General features: G+C 42.9%; 19 protein-coding genes. 7 read left to right on the forward strand and 12 right to left on the reverse strand.

Features of this window, described 5'->3' with window-relative positions; all coding sequences use genetic code 11:
• Nucleotides 1–44 precede the first annotated feature (44 nt).
• Both LJ707_RS18620 and LJ707_RS18625 read left to right on the forward strand, forming a co-directional pair.
• Nucleotides 45–389: a hypothetical protein gene (locus tag LJ707_RS18620; RefSeq protein WP_228953902.1), complete on the forward strand. Its 345-nt coding sequence runs from the start codon at nt 45–47 to the stop codon at nt 387–389.
• Nucleotides 390–485: 96 nt separating this feature from the next.
• Nucleotides 486–1,448 (forward strand): rhodanese-related sulfurtransferase, encoded by a 963-nt coding sequence (locus LJ707_RS18625; RefSeq protein WP_228953903.1) that lies wholly within the window; start codon nt 486–488, stop codon nt 1,446–1,448.
• Between the two features lie 177 nt (nt 1,449–1,625).
• Here the strand turns inward: LJ707_RS18625 and hpt are convergent, their stop codons facing one another.
• A complete protein-coding gene (gene hpt / locus LJ707_RS18630; RefSeq protein WP_228953904.1) occupies nt 1,626–2,162 on the reverse strand; it encodes a hypoxanthine phosphoribosyltransferase in 537 nt (178 codons plus the stop codon).
• Nucleotides 2,163–2,374: 212 nt separating this feature from the next.
• On the opposite strand from hpt, the gene LJ707_RS18635 reads away from it, so the two are divergent.
• Together LJ707_RS18635 and def are read left to right on the forward strand one after the other, a co-directional pair.
• Nucleotides 2,375–3,601 (forward strand): pitrilysin family protein, encoded by a 1,227-nt coding sequence (locus tag LJ707_RS18635; RefSeq protein WP_228953905.1) that lies wholly within the window; start codon nt 2,375–2,377, stop codon nt 3,599–3,601.
• A 23-nt stretch (nt 3,602–3,624) separates the two neighbouring features.
• A complete protein-coding gene (gene def, locus LJ707_RS18640) occupies nt 3,625–4,197 on the forward strand; it encodes a peptide deformylase (protein WP_228953906.1) in 573 nt (190 codons plus the stop codon).
• A gap of 554 nt (nt 4,198–4,751) precedes the next feature.
• On the opposite strand, the gene LJ707_RS18645 is transcribed toward def, so the two are convergent.
• The 3 genes from LJ707_RS18645 to LJ707_RS18655 all read right to left on the reverse strand — a co-directional run bounded on the left by LJ707_RS18645 (nt 4,752) and on the right by LJ707_RS18655 (nt 6,882).
• Entirely contained in the window at nt 4,752–5,384 is a 633-nt protein-coding gene (locus LJ707_RS18645) for a hypothetical protein (protein ID WP_228953908.1), read from the reverse strand.
• 100 nt (nt 5,385–5,484) lie between these two features.
• A complete protein-coding gene (locus LJ707_RS18650) occupies nt 5,485–5,766 on the reverse strand; it encodes a NifU family protein (protein ID WP_228953910.1) in 282 nt (93 codons plus the stop codon).
• A gap of 24 nt (nt 5,767–5,790) precedes the next feature.
• Nucleotides 5,791–6,882 carry an Mrp/NBP35 family ATP-binding protein gene (locus tag LJ707_RS18655; protein ID WP_228953912.1) on the reverse strand — a complete coding sequence of 364 codons (1,092 nt, stop codon included), beginning with the start codon at nt 6,880–6,882 and terminating at the stop codon, nt 5,791–5,793.
• Nucleotides 6,883–7,004: 122 nt separating this feature from the next.
• On the opposite strand from LJ707_RS18655, the gene LJ707_RS18660 reads away from it, so the two are divergent.
• Together LJ707_RS18660 and LJ707_RS18665 are read left to right on the forward strand one after the other, a co-directional pair.
• On the forward strand, nt 7,005–9,161 hold the full coding sequence (locus LJ707_RS18660) for a biosynthetic peptidoglycan transglycosylase (protein WP_228953914.1): 2,157 nt from the start codon (nt 7,005–7,007) through the stop codon (nt 9,159–9,161).
• Between the two features lie 194 nt (nt 9,162–9,355).
• Nucleotides 9,356–9,748 (forward strand): RNA-binding protein, encoded by a 393-nt coding sequence (locus LJ707_RS18665; RefSeq protein ID WP_228953916.1) that lies wholly within the window; start codon nt 9,356–9,358, stop codon nt 9,746–9,748.
• Nucleotides 9,749–9,808: 60 nt separating this feature from the next.
• Here the strand turns inward: LJ707_RS18665 and LJ707_RS18670 are convergent, their stop codons facing one another.
• From LJ707_RS18670 to dapF, 7 genes are all read right to left on the reverse strand, one after another.
• On the reverse strand, nt 9,809–10,204 hold the full coding sequence (locus LJ707_RS18670) for a c-type cytochrome (RefSeq protein WP_228953918.1): 396 nt from the start codon (nt 10,202–10,204) through the stop codon (nt 9,809–9,811).
• 236 nt (nt 10,205–10,440) lie between these two features.
• Nucleotides 10,441–10,884 (reverse strand): SRPBCC domain-containing protein, encoded by a 444-nt coding sequence (locus LJ707_RS18675; RefSeq protein ID WP_228953920.1) that lies wholly within the window; start codon nt 10,882–10,884, stop codon nt 10,441–10,443.
• A 13-nt stretch (nt 10,885–10,897) separates the two neighbouring features.
• A complete protein-coding gene (locus tag LJ707_RS18680; protein WP_228953922.1) occupies nt 10,898–11,359 on the reverse strand; it encodes a VOC family protein in 462 nt (153 codons plus the stop codon).
• A 21-nt stretch (nt 11,360–11,380) separates the two neighbouring features.
• The gene (locus LJ707_RS18685; protein ID WP_228953924.1) at nt 11,381–11,920 is read right to left on the reverse strand and encodes an SRPBCC family protein; all 540 of its coding nucleotides are present in this window, start codon (nt 11,918–11,920) and stop codon (nt 11,381–11,383) included.
• A 226-nt stretch (nt 11,921–12,146) separates the two neighbouring features.
• On the reverse strand, nt 12,147–13,073 hold the full coding sequence (locus LJ707_RS18690; RefSeq protein ID WP_228953926.1) for a bestrophin family protein: 927 nt from the start codon (nt 13,071–13,073) through the stop codon (nt 12,147–12,149).
• 28 nt (nt 13,074–13,101) lie between these two features.
• Complete coding sequence (locus LJ707_RS18695) at nt 13,102–13,581, reverse strand: hypothetical protein (RefSeq protein WP_228953928.1); 480 nt, start codon at nt 13,579–13,581, stop codon at nt 13,102–13,104.
• 239 nt (nt 13,582–13,820) lie between these two features.
• Entirely contained in the window at nt 13,821–14,612 is a 792-nt protein-coding gene (gene dapF, locus LJ707_RS18700) for a diaminopimelate epimerase (RefSeq protein ID WP_228953930.1), read from the reverse strand.
• Between the two features lie 191 nt (nt 14,613–14,803).
• On the opposite strand from dapF, the gene LJ707_RS18705 reads away from it, so the two are divergent.
• Nucleotides 14,804–16,333: a Do family serine endopeptidase gene (locus LJ707_RS18705; protein ID WP_228953933.1), complete on the forward strand. Its 1,530-nt coding sequence runs from the start codon at nt 14,804–14,806 to the stop codon at nt 16,331–16,333.
• Between the two features lie 73 nt (nt 16,334–16,406).
• Here LJ707_RS18705 and LJ707_RS18710 read toward each other — a convergent pair whose 3' ends face one another.
• Nucleotides 16,407–16,925, reverse strand: a complete 519-nt coding sequence (locus LJ707_RS18710) for a DinB family protein (RefSeq protein WP_228953935.1) — start codon at nt 16,923–16,925, stop codon at nt 16,407–16,409.
• Nucleotides 16,926–17,551: the final 626 nt, after the last annotated feature.

Raw genomic sequence — 17,551 nt, forward strand, 5'->3', positions numbered from 1 at the left:
TGGTGTGTGCGGTGCGTCTAAACTATAAATTAAACTATACCGGCATGAAAAAATTAATACCTGTGTTAGCGTTAGGCCTGAGCATTGCAATTGCATCATGCAAATATGGCAGCGAAACCTATAATGAAACCCTAAGCACCTCCGGAAAAATTGTATTGGACAACACAAAGACCAAAATTGTGCACATGGAACCTAACAGTTTTATGTCGTACGAGTTAAATGGGGATAAGATAGCGGTATCAACATTAAACGATAAACCAATGGCTTATGAAGTTGACGGCGAAGAAGTGCCTAAACTTACTGATGAGGATGACATTGAACTATTCAACAAGGCCATAAAAGCTTTAGCTAAGCAGCAGGAAAGCAAAAAAGCTGAGGATGCAAAATAGCCTGAAACGAAGCCTGGTTGGGTTGTTTATTGTTTAATCGAATTTAATTATCTTTGCGGCTCATTTAACACCGTTTGCAGCGGTATCAATGTATTTATGGCAAAGTATAACACACTACTGTACTATTGTTACACCACAATAGCTAATGCGGAGCAATTTGCTGCCGATCACCTTAATTTTTGTAAACAGCTTAATTTAACCGGGCGTATTATTGTAGCCGACGAAGGCTTGAACGGTACCGTATCAGGCACTGTGGAAGCTTGCCGGGCTTATATGGATGCGGTTAAGGCTGATAATCGTTTTGATTCTTTAGAGTTTAAGATTGATGAGGTTGACGAGCCTTCGTTTGTAAAGATGCATGTTCGTTATAAATCCGAAATTGTACACTCCGGCCTGCGCGATCCGCATATCATCAACCCTCAACAGCAAACGGGTAAACATCTGGAGCCTGTCGAGTTTATGGAGATGAAGGACAGGGATGATGTTGTGATACTGGATGTACGTTCAAATTACGAACACTCATTAGGGAAATTCAAGAACGCGGTGACGCTGGACATTGACAACTTTCGCGATTTCCCGGCTATGATCAATGAACTGGCCCAATACAAGGATAAAAAGATACTCACCTATTGCACCGGTGGCATTAAGTGCGAAAAAGCATCGGCCCTGTTACTGCACGAGGGTTTTACCGATGTTTACCAATTGCATGGCGGCATCATCAAATATGGTAAAGAAGCCGGCGGTAAGGATTTTGAAGGTAAATGTTACGTGTTTGATAACCGCCTTTCGGTTGATGTGAACAGCGTTAACCCGGAGGTTATATCAAAATGCTATAACTGTGGTGCCATTACCGATAAAATGATAAACTGCGCCAACCCCGAGTGTAATGAGCACTTTACCCAGTGCGATGCCTGCGGTACCAAAATGGAAGGCTGCTGCAGCGATGCCTGTATGAGCCACCCGCGTAAGCGTAATTACGATGGTACGGGCTACTACGTAAAAGTACCGCAACAGGTAAACGTAAAAAAAACAAAGCTGCAACCAGCTACGGAATTATAAAACGAGAAGAGCCTGCATTTGCAGGCTCTTCTCGTTTTATACCTATTTTTTATGTCATTCCGAACGATAGTGAGGAATCTGTACGCGTTCATTGCCGGGCGGCAGATTTCTCCTCGTACCTCGATCGAAATGACAATTACTATTTTTAAGCCCCCAACAAGAAGGACTTAAGAGAGTTTACACCTTCCTGTAAATCTCTTTCAAATTGCGGCCCAATTCCTGGTAATCCAGCCCGTAACCTATTACATAATCATTCTCTATCTCAAAGCCTACGTATTTAAGTTCCTCTATCTTATGGTCGAGCGCGGCGGGTTTAAGCAATAAAGAAACTACAGTTACTGATTTTGGCTTACTTACGGCGAGTTTATCCAGCAGGTAATGCAGGGTGTTGCCGCTTTCAACAATGTCTTCAATCAGTATCACATCACGGCCTTCAATATCCACGCTTATATCAATATCCTCGCGTATTTTTCGGGTGGTTGAAAGGCCTCCGTAATACGATGCCAGTTTGGTAAATGTAACCTGGCAAGGTATGGTGATCTGCTTCATCAGGTCGGCAATAAAAATAAAGCTGCCGTTAAGTACACCAATTATAACCGGCGTGGAATGTTTAAAGTCAACATTAAGCTGTGCCCCTATTACCCTAACACGTTTTTCAATTTCATCTGCGGCTATAAATGGTTCAAACTCAAGGTCGGCTATCTTAATATTCATATGGTTGATTATGTGGGTGTTTTGTGTTTTGCGCTTAACGCAAAAGGGGTAGCTTTTGGCGCAAATATATTTATAGGACTAAAGTAGTATAAATCAAACAAAAAACAGCAAATAATTATAATTGCTGTGCCAACACGGGTTAACTTTAACGCAAGTTTTGCCCGTACATGCTATCGTCCTTCGCGTTTAATTAAACGCTATCTTTGCGCCAAATGGATTATCAGGTTCACACACTGGCCAATGGTATACGGCTTATTTTTAAACACGCGCCATTTGCTGTTACACACTGCTGTTTTTTGCTTAATGGCGGCTCGCGCGATGAAACACCCGGTAAAGACGGGCTTGCACATTTTATAGAGCACCTGGTTTTTAAGGAAACCGGAAGGCGCAGTACCACACAAATACTTAACCGGCTTGAGCTGGTTGGTGCCGATCTGAATGCTTATACCACTAAGGAATACACCTGCATTCATGCTTCGTTTTTGCAGGAGCACCTGGAAAGAAGCATCGATCTGTTTGAGGATATCCTGTTCCACTCCACGTTTCCGCAGGAGGAGTTGGAGAAAGAGCGTGGTGTTATTCAGGATGAGATCGCCTCTTACCTCGATCAGCCGGAAGAGGCCATACAGGATGATTTTGAAGGCATGTTGTTTAAAGGACACGCGCTGGGCAACAATATATTAGGCACGGCCGAATCAGTAGACGGGCTGACCGCTGAAGACATTCGCGCGTTTATAAAAGCAAACTACGCTACAGACGAAATGGTGTTCGGCGTATTCGGCAATTATGATTTTAAAAAGATAGTAAAGCTTGCCGAAAAATATTTTGCAGCCGTACCGGCTAATTACGCTAAAAAGCAACGTCAGGCACCAATGACTAATGCCTCGGCTTATATTGTACAGCATAAGCCCATTACGCAAACGCATTGCATCATTGGCACTCAGGCATACTCATCAGCGCATCCGCATAAATATGGGTTGTTGCTGGCCAATAACTTATTGGGTGGTATGGGCATGAGCAGCAGGCTCAACCTGGAGATACGTGAAAAGTATGGCATTGCTTATACCATTGAATCAAACTATACCTCGCTTACCGATACCGGCATCTTCTCTATTTATTTTGGTACCGATACTGAAAAGGCCGCCCGGGCGGCAAAGCTGGTTCATCGTGAGCTTAAAAAACTGCGTGATGCCCGGTTGGGTACCCTGCAATTACACCAGGCAAAGCAAAAATTTATTGGGCAGATAGCACTTGCTGAAGAAAGCCGCATGAGCCTCATCATCAGCATGGCCAAAAGTTTGCTCGATTTTGGTTATGCCGATACTTTGGAGGAAGTATTTGATAAAGTGAACGCCGTAACGGCCAACCAGGTGCTGGAGATTTGCAACGAGGTGTTTGATAATAACCGCCTGATGACATTGGTATTTGAACCTAAATAAAATTTTTCACGTATTTTTGCAGCATGAAGTATCCTATTATCGCATACGGCGATCCTGTTTTACGAAAAAAAGCCACCGCTATTGAGCCCGACGAATATCCGCATATAAAGCAACTGGTTGATGATATGTTTGAAACCATGTACAATGCACGCGGTGTTGGGTTGGCTGCTCCGCAAATAGGGCTGTCTATGCGTTTATTTGTAATTGATGCTACGCCGTTTGATGATGAGGAACCTGAACTGGCTAACTTTAAAAAAGCGTTTATTAACGCGCAGATAATTGAGGAAACCGGTGAGGAATGGGGCTTTAACGAGGGCTGCCTGAGCATCCCCGATATCAGGGAGGATGTTTACCGCAAGCCAACCATCAAAATATCATACTACGACGAAAACTGGAAGCACCACGAAGATACCGTATCAGGTATGGCGGCACGCATCATTCAGCACGAGTATGATCATATTGAAGGTAAATTGTTTACCGATAAGCTCAGCCCCCTACGCAAGCGCCTGATTGAAAAACGCCTGGGCGATATTTCAAAAGGTGCCGTTAAGGTTGATTACCGAATGAAATTCCCTGCCGCTAAAAAAGGAAGATAGTTTTGGTGAGTAGTGAATGGTGAAAAGTGAATTTCATCATCATAAATAGATATTAAGAAAGCAGCTTTCGGGCTGTTTTTTTAGTTTTTTAAGGGGCGCGGATTTATAAAGCAAAGTAGCTTTTTAAAAGAGCGTAGGCCTGCCGGAAAACCGGGCCAGGGAGCATGGCCTTGTGCGGCTGAAGGTTTTTTCCGGCTTGATGTTTGGTTACTTTCGCACCAAGGGAATTAACTGGCCTCCGCGGCCAAGAGCAGACTGACAATGCTAAGTGCACAATCTCATAATTAAGCACTAAAAGTATGTTCATTACCTGCCCTCAATTTCTTTTAAACGATCAAAAGAAACAAAACTTAGCATTAGCTAAAAACAAAATAACAGCCAATAATTCGCCGGCTGTTTAATTTTTCTATGAAAGTTAGTGCTTCTTTAGTGCTATCCGAAAATTAAAAGGCCGGAATTATAGGGTATCATCAGTTTGGTGCCTTTGCTTGATCTTATCTTGCTCGTAAAAATAAGGAGATTGCTAATAGATAAAAAGCAGCTTTTGCTCCTTTTTAATTGCTTGAACGGCTCTTATCACCGTCGGATATTTGTTTGATCAAACTGCCCCAGGCCAGTGGGTTAAGCAATGGGTTTGGCTGTATGGAAGTTTGATTGAGTATACGGTTATGTAATGCGCCTGCGTTGGTGGTTTGCATTTCGCGGCCATCGCGGGCAAGGGTGTTTTGCAATGCCATTAGTGATGATTTGCTGACATTTTTTTTAGCAACCTCCAGGTCATCATCAGCAATTTTCATCGCCAAAAAATCTTTCCTGAACTCATCAGTAGTGGCCCACGGAAAAACCCTGAATGTTGGCAGGTTAACAATTTGCGGCTTTAAGGGTACTTTTGTTGTAAAGCTCTTGTTAGTATTTGAGGGTATCACCACCACTATGGGGGCATAACCTACTGATGTGAAACGAAGGCTATCCCCCTCATGTGCTACGAATGAAAAATAGCCTTTATAATTTGATGAACTTGCTGATTTGCCGTTTGAGAGGTTGGTTACCGTTACATAAGGCACAGCTATATTTGCACTGTCTGAATTGAAGGTTACACCCGAAAATTGAACCAAAGGCCGCTCCTGCTGCTGCGCAAATGCGGCAGTAGTAAACATTAAAAATAATATCCCGATCAAAAACTTCATCTGCACTTATTATTTTACCATTTTGATGCCAAAAGGTTTATTCATGCCAAAAATATCCTGTTTTTTTTAAAGCAAGGATGTTTTAACAATACTTAACAAATTACCTCAGGTTTTCCGGCAATACAGCGTTAGGGTCGTCAATATCAGTCAGGTTTATGGCTTCAACACCGGTAATTTCGGGCACAGCCTTTTTAATGGCCTGCTCAATGCCGGCTTTCAGGGTCATGATGCTCATAGGGCATGATCCGCATGATCCAAGCAATTTTAGCTTTACTACATGCTCAGGCGTAATTTCCTCAACAGACACGTTCCCGCCATCGGCCTCCAGATATGGGCGAATGGTATCCAGCGCTTTCTCAACCTGATTTATTAAATCACTCATTTTTATTCTATTATTACTGTAAAGTTAATAATTATTTACAACATTTTTATCCACTACGCCCCGTGCGTTGTATATGGAAACCTGCTGCGCTACCATCTTTGCCATCTCTGTAAAGGCATCGGCAGTAACGCTGTTATCCTGCAAAATAACAGGTACCCCTGCATCGCCCGATTCGCTGATGCTTTTTACCAGTGGTATCTCACCCAAAAACGGTACATCAAGTTGGGTGGCCAGCTTTTTGCCGCCATCCTGTCCAAAAATATAGTACTTATTTTCGGGCAGCTCGGCAGGTGTAAAATAGGCCATGTTTTCAACTACGCCCAATATCGGTACGTTGATAGCGTCCATCATAAACATACCTATTCCCTTTTTAGCATCGGCAAGGGCTACGTTTTGTGGCGTGGTAACAATAACCGCGCCCGTAACCGGGAAGGTTTGTGTTATGGTAATGTGTATATCGCCCGTACCGGGGGGCAAATCGACCACCAGGTAATCCAGCTCGCCCCAGTCAGCATCGTTAAATAACTGCTTTACCGCGGTTGATACCATTGGCCCGCGCCATGGCACAGGTTGGTTAGGGTCGGTAAAAAAGCCGATGGATAACAGCTTTAATCCAAATTTTTCAATAGGCTGGATACGTGTTTTGCCATTTTGCTGGGTAGCGTTTGGCCGCGCGCCTTCCAACCCGAACATAATGGGTAATGAAGGGCCGTAAATATCAGCATCTATCAAGCCTACCCTGGCGTCCGCTTTAACAAGCCCCAGTGCCAGGTTAACCGCCACGGTTGATTTGCCAACCCCGCCTTTGCCTGATGCTACCGCGATAATGTTTTTAACACCCGGTACGCCGGTATCCTTTTGCGAGGTTACGCGCGAAGTCATGTTTATGCTAACTTCTATTTCCTTGCTGATGAAGTGGCCTATCGCATTACGACAGGCGTTCTCGATCAGCCCCTTTAACGGGCAGGCCGGCGTGGTTAATATTACTGAAAAGCTGAGGCGGTTGCCATCAATATGTATATCCTGTATCATGTTCAGGGTAACCAGGTCCTTTTTCAGGTCAGGCTCCTCAACATTGCTAAGGGCTTGTAAAACTTGTTCTTTTGTAATTGTCATTTATCTATCTTAATCGCAAAAATATGAAAACCGCTTGGCTTTGGTTTTGTTACCGAAATAATTTACTGTACTTTAACGTTTGAAGCGGATAAGAATTAATTAGTTTTGGATAAAATTTACTGATGCGTCGCCTTAACCCGAGATATATCCGGATAGCCGGAATTGTGCTTGCTTGTATACTGATCGTTATATTAATAAGTGGCTTTGTAGCTTATTCAAAACGCGAAGCCTTGCTTCAAAAAGTTATTTACAAAGCTAAAGCCAAAGCCAGGAACGATTATAATTTAGATGTAAAAATAGGTTCGGCACATTTTACCGGTCTTAGTGAGGTTGCATTTAATAACATTTCTATCGTGCCTGACGGGCGCGACAGTTTGCTGCGCATAAACAAATTGATTGTTGATGTTAAGCTGATGCCGCTGGTATTAGGCGATGTAAAACTGTCTGACGTAACGCTTGAAGATGGTTTTTTAAGCCTGACCAATGTAAAGGGTGTTAAAAACTTTGATTTTCTGTTCAAAAAGAAAAAGCAGAATACTGAAAGCAAAGGCAAGGTTGACCTGGCCGACCTTTCATACCGCCTGATTAACCAGGTGCTTTATAAAGTGCCCGAAAACCTGGATCTGAAAAACTTCAGTATCTCTTACCAGGAAGATACCACACGTGTTAGCTTATTAGCTAAAACAGCCGTTATTGATGATGGCGACCTGAAATCAACTATCAATGTTAACAATGGCGAATCTACCTGGCACCTGATGGGTAAGATGCACGCGTCTGACAAGGATATTGATGTTAAGCTTTATGCTGATGGCAAAAAGATAGAATTACCCATCATCGAGAAAAAGTTTAAGGCTAAACTTAATGCCGATACCATTACCACCCGCCTTACCAAAGTTGAAAAGGATGGCGACGAAACCCGAATATTCAGTTACTGGGGCGCGCACAACCTGCTGATCAACCATGCCGGCCTTTCAACACAGGATATTATTATACCTAACGGGGCTATTGATGCCAACATCTTTATCGGCGAGAATTACCTGTCGTTGGATAGTACATCAACTATTCACTTTAAAAAGATAACCGCACATCCATTTATAAAGTATACGCTTAACCCGGTTAAAATATATGAGCTGAAGGTGAATACCGGCTGGCTGAACGCGCAGGATGTTTTTGATTCGTTCCCGGTGGGCATGTTCGAGTCGTTAGACGGGATGAAGGTCTCGGGCAAACTAAACTACGCGCTCAACTTTTACATGAACAAAAACCAGGTGGATAGCCTGAAGTTTGATTCGCGCCTGGATAAGGAAGATTTCAAGATATTGAAGTTTGGTAAAGCCGACCTTACCAAGCTTAATAAACCCTTTGTATATGTGCCGTATGAAAAGGGTAAACCTATGGGCCCGCACCTTATAGGGCCTGAAAACCCTGAGTTTACGCCTCTTAACCGTATACCAGCCGATATGCGCAATGCTATCATGACGGCCGAGGACCCATCATTTTACCGGCATAACGGTTTTGTGGAACAATCCATCCGCAGCTCAATAGTTACCGATTTTAAGGAGAAAAAATTTGTTCGGGGTGGTAGTACCATCTCTATGCAGTTGGTAAAAAATGCTTTTTTGAGCCGTAATAAAACGCTGTCGCGCAAGATTGAGGAGATACTGATTGTATGGCTGATAGAAAATAACAGGCTGATGAGCAAGAATCGTATGCTTGAAGTGTATTTTAACATTATTGAGTGGGGGCGCGATATTTATGGTATACACGAGGCGGCGAGGTTTTATTTTGGTAAAAACCCTTCGGAGCTTACCCTGGGCGAAAGTATTTACCTGGCCAGCATAGTGCCTAACCCTAAAGCTGGTTTGTACGCCTTTAACGGCGACGGTACCCTGCGCCGCGGACTGCATGGTTACTTTAACCTGATAGGCAGGCTGATGGCAAGCAAAGGTTTGGTAGCGCGGGATACCAGTGCTTATGGATTTTATAATGTGCGTTTACGCGAGGGTTTACGCCGCGCCGCGCCTGTTGATACTACCGCCGCGCTTGATAGTACCATTTTACAGCAAAACCCGGATGCTATGCCGGTTGATGAGCCCGAAAAGAAATTAAACTTTTTTCAGCGGTTATTTGGCGGCGGTAAAAAGGATAGCACTGATAAGGATGACGACAAGATAGACTCGGCCGAGATACGCAAACAGCGCGAAAAGGAAGAAAAGAAGGAACGTAAGCGTAAGGAAAAACAGCGCCGTGACGAACTCAGGGAGCGCGGTTTATTTTAGTAAGATTAGGCCATGTTGGTACGTAACACATTAACTCCTAACCAATAAAAAAAAATATTTTTCAGAAAGTATAAAGCTTTCATTTTCTAAAAAAGAAAAATGCCTATATTACAGCCGGATTGAGGTGTAGGTATAAGTAATAACAAAAAACAAAATCAGGCAAACTCAACTACTCACTTTACAAGAAAAATTTAATGAACATTTTCGTAGGAAGCCTTCCTTACCAATTACAGGAAGAAGATTTAAGGGCCCTTTTTGAACCATTTGGTGAAGTTAGCTCTGCAAAATTAATTATGGACAGAGAAACAGGCCGTAGCAAAGGCTTTGGTTTTGTTGAAATGCCTGAGGATGAAAGCGCACAAGCAGCTATTGACGCGCTTAATAAAAGCGAAGTTAAAGGCCGTTCAATAGCGGTTAGCCAAGCAGAAAATAAAAAACCAAGCGGCGGCGGTGAGCGCAGAGGCGGTGGTGGTTTTAACCGCGGCGGTGGCGGCGGTGGCTACAACCGTGGCGGTGGCGGCGGTTACAGCCGTGGCGGCGATGGTGGTGGTTATAACCGCGATAAAGGCGGCGATCGCTGGCAATAATATATAAAAAAGGCTTTGAGCGTATTGCTCAAAGCCTTTTTTTATGCTTTGCTAAATTGTTTATTTTAGTGATAGGATGTATTTAACCATCTTATCAGCATCAGCTACGGCAAGCGTAGCATGTGGCGACATTGGTACCTGGCCCCATACGCCCGAACCTCCATCAATTACTTTTTTGGCAAGTGTTGCATAGTTAGCCGGTGTTGCCGGATACTTCTTAGCTACATCAATATAAGCAGGGCCTACCAGCTTAGTATCAACCTTGTGGCAAGCTAAACAATCAGATTTTGTGATCAGGGCTTTGCCTGCAGCAATTTCGGCAGCGGTAGCTTTACCTGCGGCCGGTTTTTTAGCAGCGGCCTTTTTGCCTTTGCTTTGTGCGTGTACCGTATTTATAGCCGGAGTGGCAAGCAACAGTGCCAGCATCATTCCGGGGATAACTAATAATTTTTTCATTCGGATATAATCAGCTTTATTTTTTACAATTAATAAACTCAATAATAAGGTTTTGATTGTTCTGTGACAGTATAATAATCTAATTTTTAAACATTCTAAATAGTGTCATCGTGTTAACTATACACACCCGGGCTTTAATATAAAAGGCGGTCATCAGTTATGATGATCGCCTTATTTGTTGATGGGCATACATAACTTATGTAATAGACTATGTACACCTCAAAAAGTTTAATTTATCAAGCTTCGGCTATTGATTTTATTTTAGCCAGTGCTTCATCCCATGCGGCTAACATTTGTTCGTAGTAGTCCGCGCCCATATCAGAGGATATAGCTAATATGGTGCTGTTTTCGCTTGCGGTAAATGTATAGCTTTCACCAGCACCGTTATATAATTTCGCCATTTCGCTTTTGGTATCCTCCTGATTGTTACTTATAAACCCGTTGAAGGTGATGGCTAATTGTTTCAGGTAATTGCGGGTAGTAATTTTACCTACAATTCCATTGCCGTCCTTATCACCAAAAATAACTTTGCTGCCGAGTTGCCAGTCGGTTTCGGCATAGCATCCTTCTGAGAAACAACCTAACCATGCTGTGTTCAAATGGTTATCAAACAACGCTGTCCAAACTTTTTCGGCAGGCGCGTTTATGGTTATCTGCTTAGCTATTTGTAAAATCTTCATGGCTCTGTTCTTATCAATTATAGTTAGGATTATAACTAAGCATCCATTGTATGCCAAACTTGTCGATAAATGAGCAGTAATAATCGCCCCAAAACATTTGCTCGGGTTGCATTTGCACAACGCCGCCTTCGGATAGATTCTTAAAAATGCTATCAGTTTCTTCTTTGCTATCCGTATTGATGGAGATATACGTGTTATTGCCGGTAACCAGTTTAAAGCCCATTGCTTCAGGCGCATCTGTTCCCATCAGTATATTATTCCCTAATGGCAGGGCAATATGCATAATCATGTTACTGATGTTCGATGTCGGCGTGTTCTGAACTTTTGCAGACATATCGGCACATCCGTTACCGGCATCGGGCATGTCGCCAAAGCGCATAACGGTGATAAACTCTCCTCCAAAAACTGACTTGTAAAAGTTGAATGCTTCTTCGGTAGTACCGTTAAAGTTTAAATACGGGTTTGCTGATTTCATAGCTGTATAGTTAAGTAGTGGTTATTGTTCAAGTTTAACTTTCAGGTTGTTTAGGCCGGTTTGCAAATCATTGCCTATCATTTTCTCCACATCAAAAAACAGGCACATAATATTGAAGGGATATGGCACATGCTCTTCAAATCCCCAGGTTACTTTAGTTTGTACCGGTGCAATACTATCGGTTATCATATAAGCCGGGGCTACCGCTTCCATGGGTTCAATAAACCGTATCTCGTAATCAATGCGTTTGCCCTCATCAATCTTTTTGATTTCCTGCTCGCCTTTACCCACGCTGTCACGGTCGCTGCTCCAGGCCGAAGTAAAGCCGGGTTGTCCGTCTGTACCTCGAAATCCCGTTTTCATGCCCGGATCCATTTTAGCCCACTTGCTGTAATCGTTTTGGTTTTTAAGATACTTGATGTAGTTGAAAACCTCACTTTTAGGCTTATTGATCACAATATCTCTTGTAATAGAATAATCGCCTTTTACAAATAAGGCTGTGATAAGCGCAAGGGCAATTATGGCCACAACAACGAACAGGATAACTTTTAAAATTTTCATGATCTTTTTTGGTTTACAGGTGATTAATATGATCGGTTAGTATAAAGCTAAAGCTTTTTATGCAGGTTCATATTAAATTCACAAACCAAAAATAGGTGCATTTTTGATTGCCTTTGAGGGGTGAAAACGGCAATAAAAGGGGGCAGGCGCGACATAAAAAAAGGGCATCGTATTAAACGATGCCCGAAGGTGCATTTTGGTTAGAAAGGCCACACCACCGCACTTTCTACAAAATATAGAACACCTTATTTTTTGGAGCCTGATCTTCAGGCTTTGCTTCTTCTTTATAGTACTGTTTCAACATCTGCATTATATCCCGTTCAATAGTGCGGGATATTGCTGTGGTTGGCGTATCAGTAGGTTTATTCTCAAATGGGTCCTGCAGGTGTATGGCCATTTTCTCTATCAAAAAGAAAGAGCTGGCAATGGCAATCACCATAGGTATTTCAACCAAACCAAAAAATTCTATCAACCCAAATGGCAGCAGCGCCACAAACAGCATTAGCGAAAAGTGTATATAAACACTGTAGGTTGACGGAAATACCGTGTTTTTGATACGCTCGCAACCGCCCATGTGGTTTGAAAAACGGGTAAGCGTAGCATCCATTTCCACTTGTTGAAACTCGTTTATCCAGCCAAGTTTGTAGGCGTGGCGCAGGTCAGTGCCCTGCAGCTCAAGCAACGCTACAGCCTTATTGCTGTAATTTTTAATGTACTCCACATCCTCGGCACAAAGCCATTTTTCGAGGCCGGGCATTGGGTCATGCCCGCGAAGCTGCCTGCTTAAAACGTAGCACCAGGCTATCTGGCGTTTGGCCATGCGCTCACAAAAGGCCCGTTCTTCGGCAGTGCCATAGTGGGTATCAATGTAAGTGAACAACTGGCGCGTAAGCGAACGGCAATCATTCACAATGGCTCCCCAAAGTGTGCGTGCCTCCCACCAGCGGTCATACGCCTGGTTTGATTTAAAGGCCAGCAGCAATGAAATTACCGTACCTAAAATAGTAGGTACCGCAATGGGTATGGATATGCGTGTAAAATGAAAGTTTTTATACATAAGCGCTATAAGCACCGCATAAACAGTTACCATAAGCACCTCGTTACGTATTTTACCAAATACGTATTTTATAGGAATATTCTCTTTTAATAACATAACTCAAATATTTCTATAGGTTAAATATTCATGCTTCGGCCAATTCAGGTTCTGTTTTGGCTGCAATAATTTGGGCAGGCACGGGTTGCGGTTTTACGCTTAACACGGGCAGGCCGCTTTTTTGGATAAGTACAGCAGGGTCAATGCTTGATCGGTTAATTTTACCTGCATGGCAGTGTTTAATATCAAGTACCTGATCTACCTGGTTATCTTCCAAAAAATTTTTGAACATGCTTAACGTACTACCATACAGAAATTCAACCCGGATAGCGCTTATTTGCGAATACTGCTGCTTTAAGGCAGTACAGCCGTTATAAAACGCATCACTCACCTGCTCGTACTCGCGGCTTCTTCTTGACAGCATCAGCAAGTCGGTTTCCGAGTCGGACAGCTTGAACATGTGTATAAAAATGAAGCTGAGCTTTTGCTCTTTCATTTCATTACACACAAGCGGTATCGCTTTTAAAGCCTCAGTGTTAAAATCCGTCGGTATCAGTATGGTTTGCATGGGCGTAAATTTTAGTTGTTAAACCTTAATTAATTACCAATACAATTTTACACCAAGGGTATTAGAGGGTGTTAAGACAGGAATTAGAATTTTATTAGAGTTAAGGGCTTTAACTTAAGTGTTTACTCTAATAAAAGCCCTTGGTAAGCCCCAAGTCTCTAATAAATACTGTATTCAGAGGGATTTATATTAGAAAGATATTAGAAACGGCCGGCTTGTTTTAGGTTAAGCGAGGGATATTATATCTCTATCTCTCCGGCAAACACCTGCATGGCCGGGCCTTCTAAAAATATATCGGTATAGCGCAGCCCGTCATAGTTAAAACGGATATTGAGGTCGCCACCTAATACTTTTACAGGGGTAGTTATATGGCCGCTTTGCTTATTATGGGTAGCCATGGCCAGTGCAACGGCGGTTACACCTGTGCCGCAGGCAAAGGTTTCATCCTCAACGCCGCGCTCAAAGGTGCGTACAAAGTACCCGTTGTTATCAGCAAGTGGCTCTACAAAATTTACATTGATGCCGTTGGTGCAGTAAGTCTGGTTATTGCGTATGGCCGAGCCTTCAGCATAAACATCCCTGCTTTTCAGATCCTGCGCAAGCGTAACATAATGCGGCGAGCCTGTATTAAGCACATAAGCTTCACCATCACGATCAACCTGCTCTACATCTATCATTTGCAGGCTTACCCAGGTACCTTCTTCTGAAATTTTGGCATAATGCGGCCCGTCAACTGCCACAAATTCCGTCTCGGTATCAATCACCCCTAAAAATTTGGCGAAGGCAACAATGCACCTGCCGCCATTGCCGCACATGCTGCTGGGCCTGCCATCGGCATTGTAATATACCATCTCAAAATCGTAACCATCGGCATGTTGCAAAAACATAATGCCATCGCCGCCTATACCAAAACGGCGGTCGCACAGGCGTTCAAGCAGTTCAGGATTGTGGTGATCAATAGTGTTTTGACGGTTATCAACTAAAATAAAATCGTTACCGGCGCCCTGGTATTTATAGAAATGCAGCTTCACAGCAATAAGTAATTTAATAAAACGTAATATTACTACATATAAACCTAAAACCTGTCATGAGCCTGTTAAATCGGGTTTAACATATTTTAACAAAAAAGCTTATAACATCGCGTTGTTCCTACCGTCTATATGGTATTATATTTGAACATTGTATTATAACCCAAGTAAAAAAGAATAATTATCTGAATAACATGAAAAAAGTTGGTTTAACATTATTAACTGCATTTGTTGGCGGTGCAATGGCGTTAGGCACCTACAAGATCTTTGAAACGAAGTACGCCGATAATATGACCTTTGAGGAACGCCAGAAAGTATATTTTACAAATAACCCCATGACGGTATCCTCTGCCGGCTCGGTTGATTTTACACAGGCTGCCGCGGCGGTTACCCCGGCCGTAGTGTACATACGTACTACTTACTCGCCATCGCAGGGTAATGGCGGCGGCAGCCAGTTAGACGATATGTTCGGCGATTTTTTTGGCCAGCGTATGCGTCCGCGCGGGCCGCAGCAGGCATCGGGCTCGGGTGTTATTATTTCGCCTGATGGTTACATTGTAACCAATAACCACGTGGTTGAAAAGGCAGACAAGATCACCGTTAACCTGAATGATCACCGATCATTCCAGGCCAAAGTTGTAGGTACTGACCCAAGTACCGACCTTGCCCTGATCAAAATAACCGGTACTGACCTGCCGATAGTTAAACTCGGCAACTCTGACGATGCCAAGGTTGGCGAATGGGTGTTGGCCGTAGGTAACCCATTTAATCTTAACTCAACTGTAACTGCCGGTATTGTGAGCGCCAAAGGCCGTAACATAGGCATTATAGGCAGCGAGAATAATGATGAGGACAGTAACCCTTTCGGTATGCGCCAGCAACAGGCTGCGCCTAAGCTGAACAAGGCTATCGAATCATTCATTCAAACGGATGCGGCTATTAACCCGGGTAACAGTGGCGGTGCATTGGTGAATACCAAGGGCGAGCTGATCGGTATCAATGCCGCTATCGCTTCGCACACCGGATCATACGAAGGTTATGGATTTGCCATCCCGATAAACCTGGCTAAAAAAGTACTTAATGATATTAAGCAATTCGGTTCAGTAAAACGTGGTTATATTGGTGTAAGCTTCAGAGAGCTTAATGATGATGCCGCAAAAGATATAGGCATTACCCGCAACACCGGTTTATATGTAAGCGAATTGGTTGAAGGCGGCGGCGCGCAGGCGGCAGGCATCCGTAAAGGCGATATCATTACCAAGGTTGAAGGTAACCCGGTATATGAATCATCAGACCTGCAGGAGCGTGTAGGCCGTTTACAGCCCGGTGACAAGATCAATATCACCGTACTGCGCGATGGCAGCGAGAAAAACTTTGCCATCACCCTGAAAGGCGAAGCAGCAAGCCCTAAAACAGCCGCGGTATCAAAATCAGCCGAAGAACTGTTTAATAAATTGGGTGCCAGCTTCCAGCCTTTATCAAAGGAGCAAAAAGCCAAATTCCATGTAAACAATGGTGTGGTGGTAACCCAGGTTCGCCCGGGCCGCTTGTTCTATGAAACTGAGATCCCGGTTGGCTCGATCATAACCAATATCAACAAACAGCCTATTAACAGCATTGCTGATATTGATAAGGCGATAACCAACCTGCGTAACGGTAACCTGATCATATCAGGTATCTATCCGGACGGAACAACGTTCAACAACATGTTCCAGGTGCAGTAAAACATAATTTGATTAATTAGTTTGCGTAAACGCCCGGCAGTAATGCCGGGCGTTTTGTTTTTAATTGTATTTATTAACCCGCATTCTCCATATCATATACCTGCATCTCATCGGCGCTTGGGCCATAGCTGCCCGGTATGGGTATATCAAGCAAACGCAGAAATACCCCTAACTGCGCGCGATGGTGAACTAACTGGCAAAATGTGGTACGTATCATTTCGGCCTTGCTGCATGTTACATATACTATGTCGCCATTGCGAAGTGTCCAGTCAGGCAGCAGGTCATCCTCGGTTGCTTTTTCAAGCTGCTGCTGTGCCCCGGCCAAATTTTGTTCAAATAATTCTATCGCGGCATCAACGCTTGGGCAATTATGTTCGGTATACCCGTTTTGGGCAAAATCGAGTCCGGTAGTATTAAGTACCATGGTAACCCAGGCCGGTAACTCACCAATATGGCTGGCCAACTGGCGCAGGCTCATGCTTTTGGGGTGTGGTTGCCAGTCAAATTTATCTGCCGGAATAATGCTTAACATTTTGCGGGTAGTAACGGCTTCCTCGGCCATCTCCTTTACTAACATTGGGATAATTTTCATGATGTCATTTATTTGGTTTGATGATACAAAGTAACCCCGCGGTAATGACAGCCCTATGTCAGTAGCATTTAAATTATCCAGATTTAATTCCTCTCACTATTCAGGATGTAATGGCTAAAAACCTTATATAAATAATGCTGAATATTTGCCTGAGATCAGCAATAAAACAGTAGATATTTTTGAAAAAATGCGCACTTCGCCACAATTTTTTTATGTTTTAACTGTTTTTAGGACATATAAAACAACAAAAACATTTTAGCAACTTAAAAAGCGGTAAAAGTGAATGATTAATAGTGTACAATATACAATAATGAAAAAAATTCACAAAAAACGCCAAATATTATGACATTTATAATGTCATCAAACATATGTTGCCATATACACAATTCACAGAAAAAATATTTGAAATTATTTTAAAAAATATTTGCAGCAAATTAAACTTAGTGTTATCTTTACACCGTTGAAACAACAACACAAAATAGTCTTCTCATAATTTAGGTTTATAATTGGTTAGTAAAGGCCTCCTGCCCATCAGGAGGCTTTACTTTTTTAAAGGCTTTTCGCCGCGCTGATACCTCCCTGATAATTATATATGTGAATTTTAAAGTGATTGGAAAAAATTGCGT

Source organism: Mucilaginibacter sp. UR6-1 (genome assembly GCF_020880975.1).
In the GTDB taxonomy this organism is placed as follows: domain Bacteria; phylum Bacteroidota; class Bacteroidia; order Sphingobacteriales; family Sphingobacteriaceae; genus Mucilaginibacter.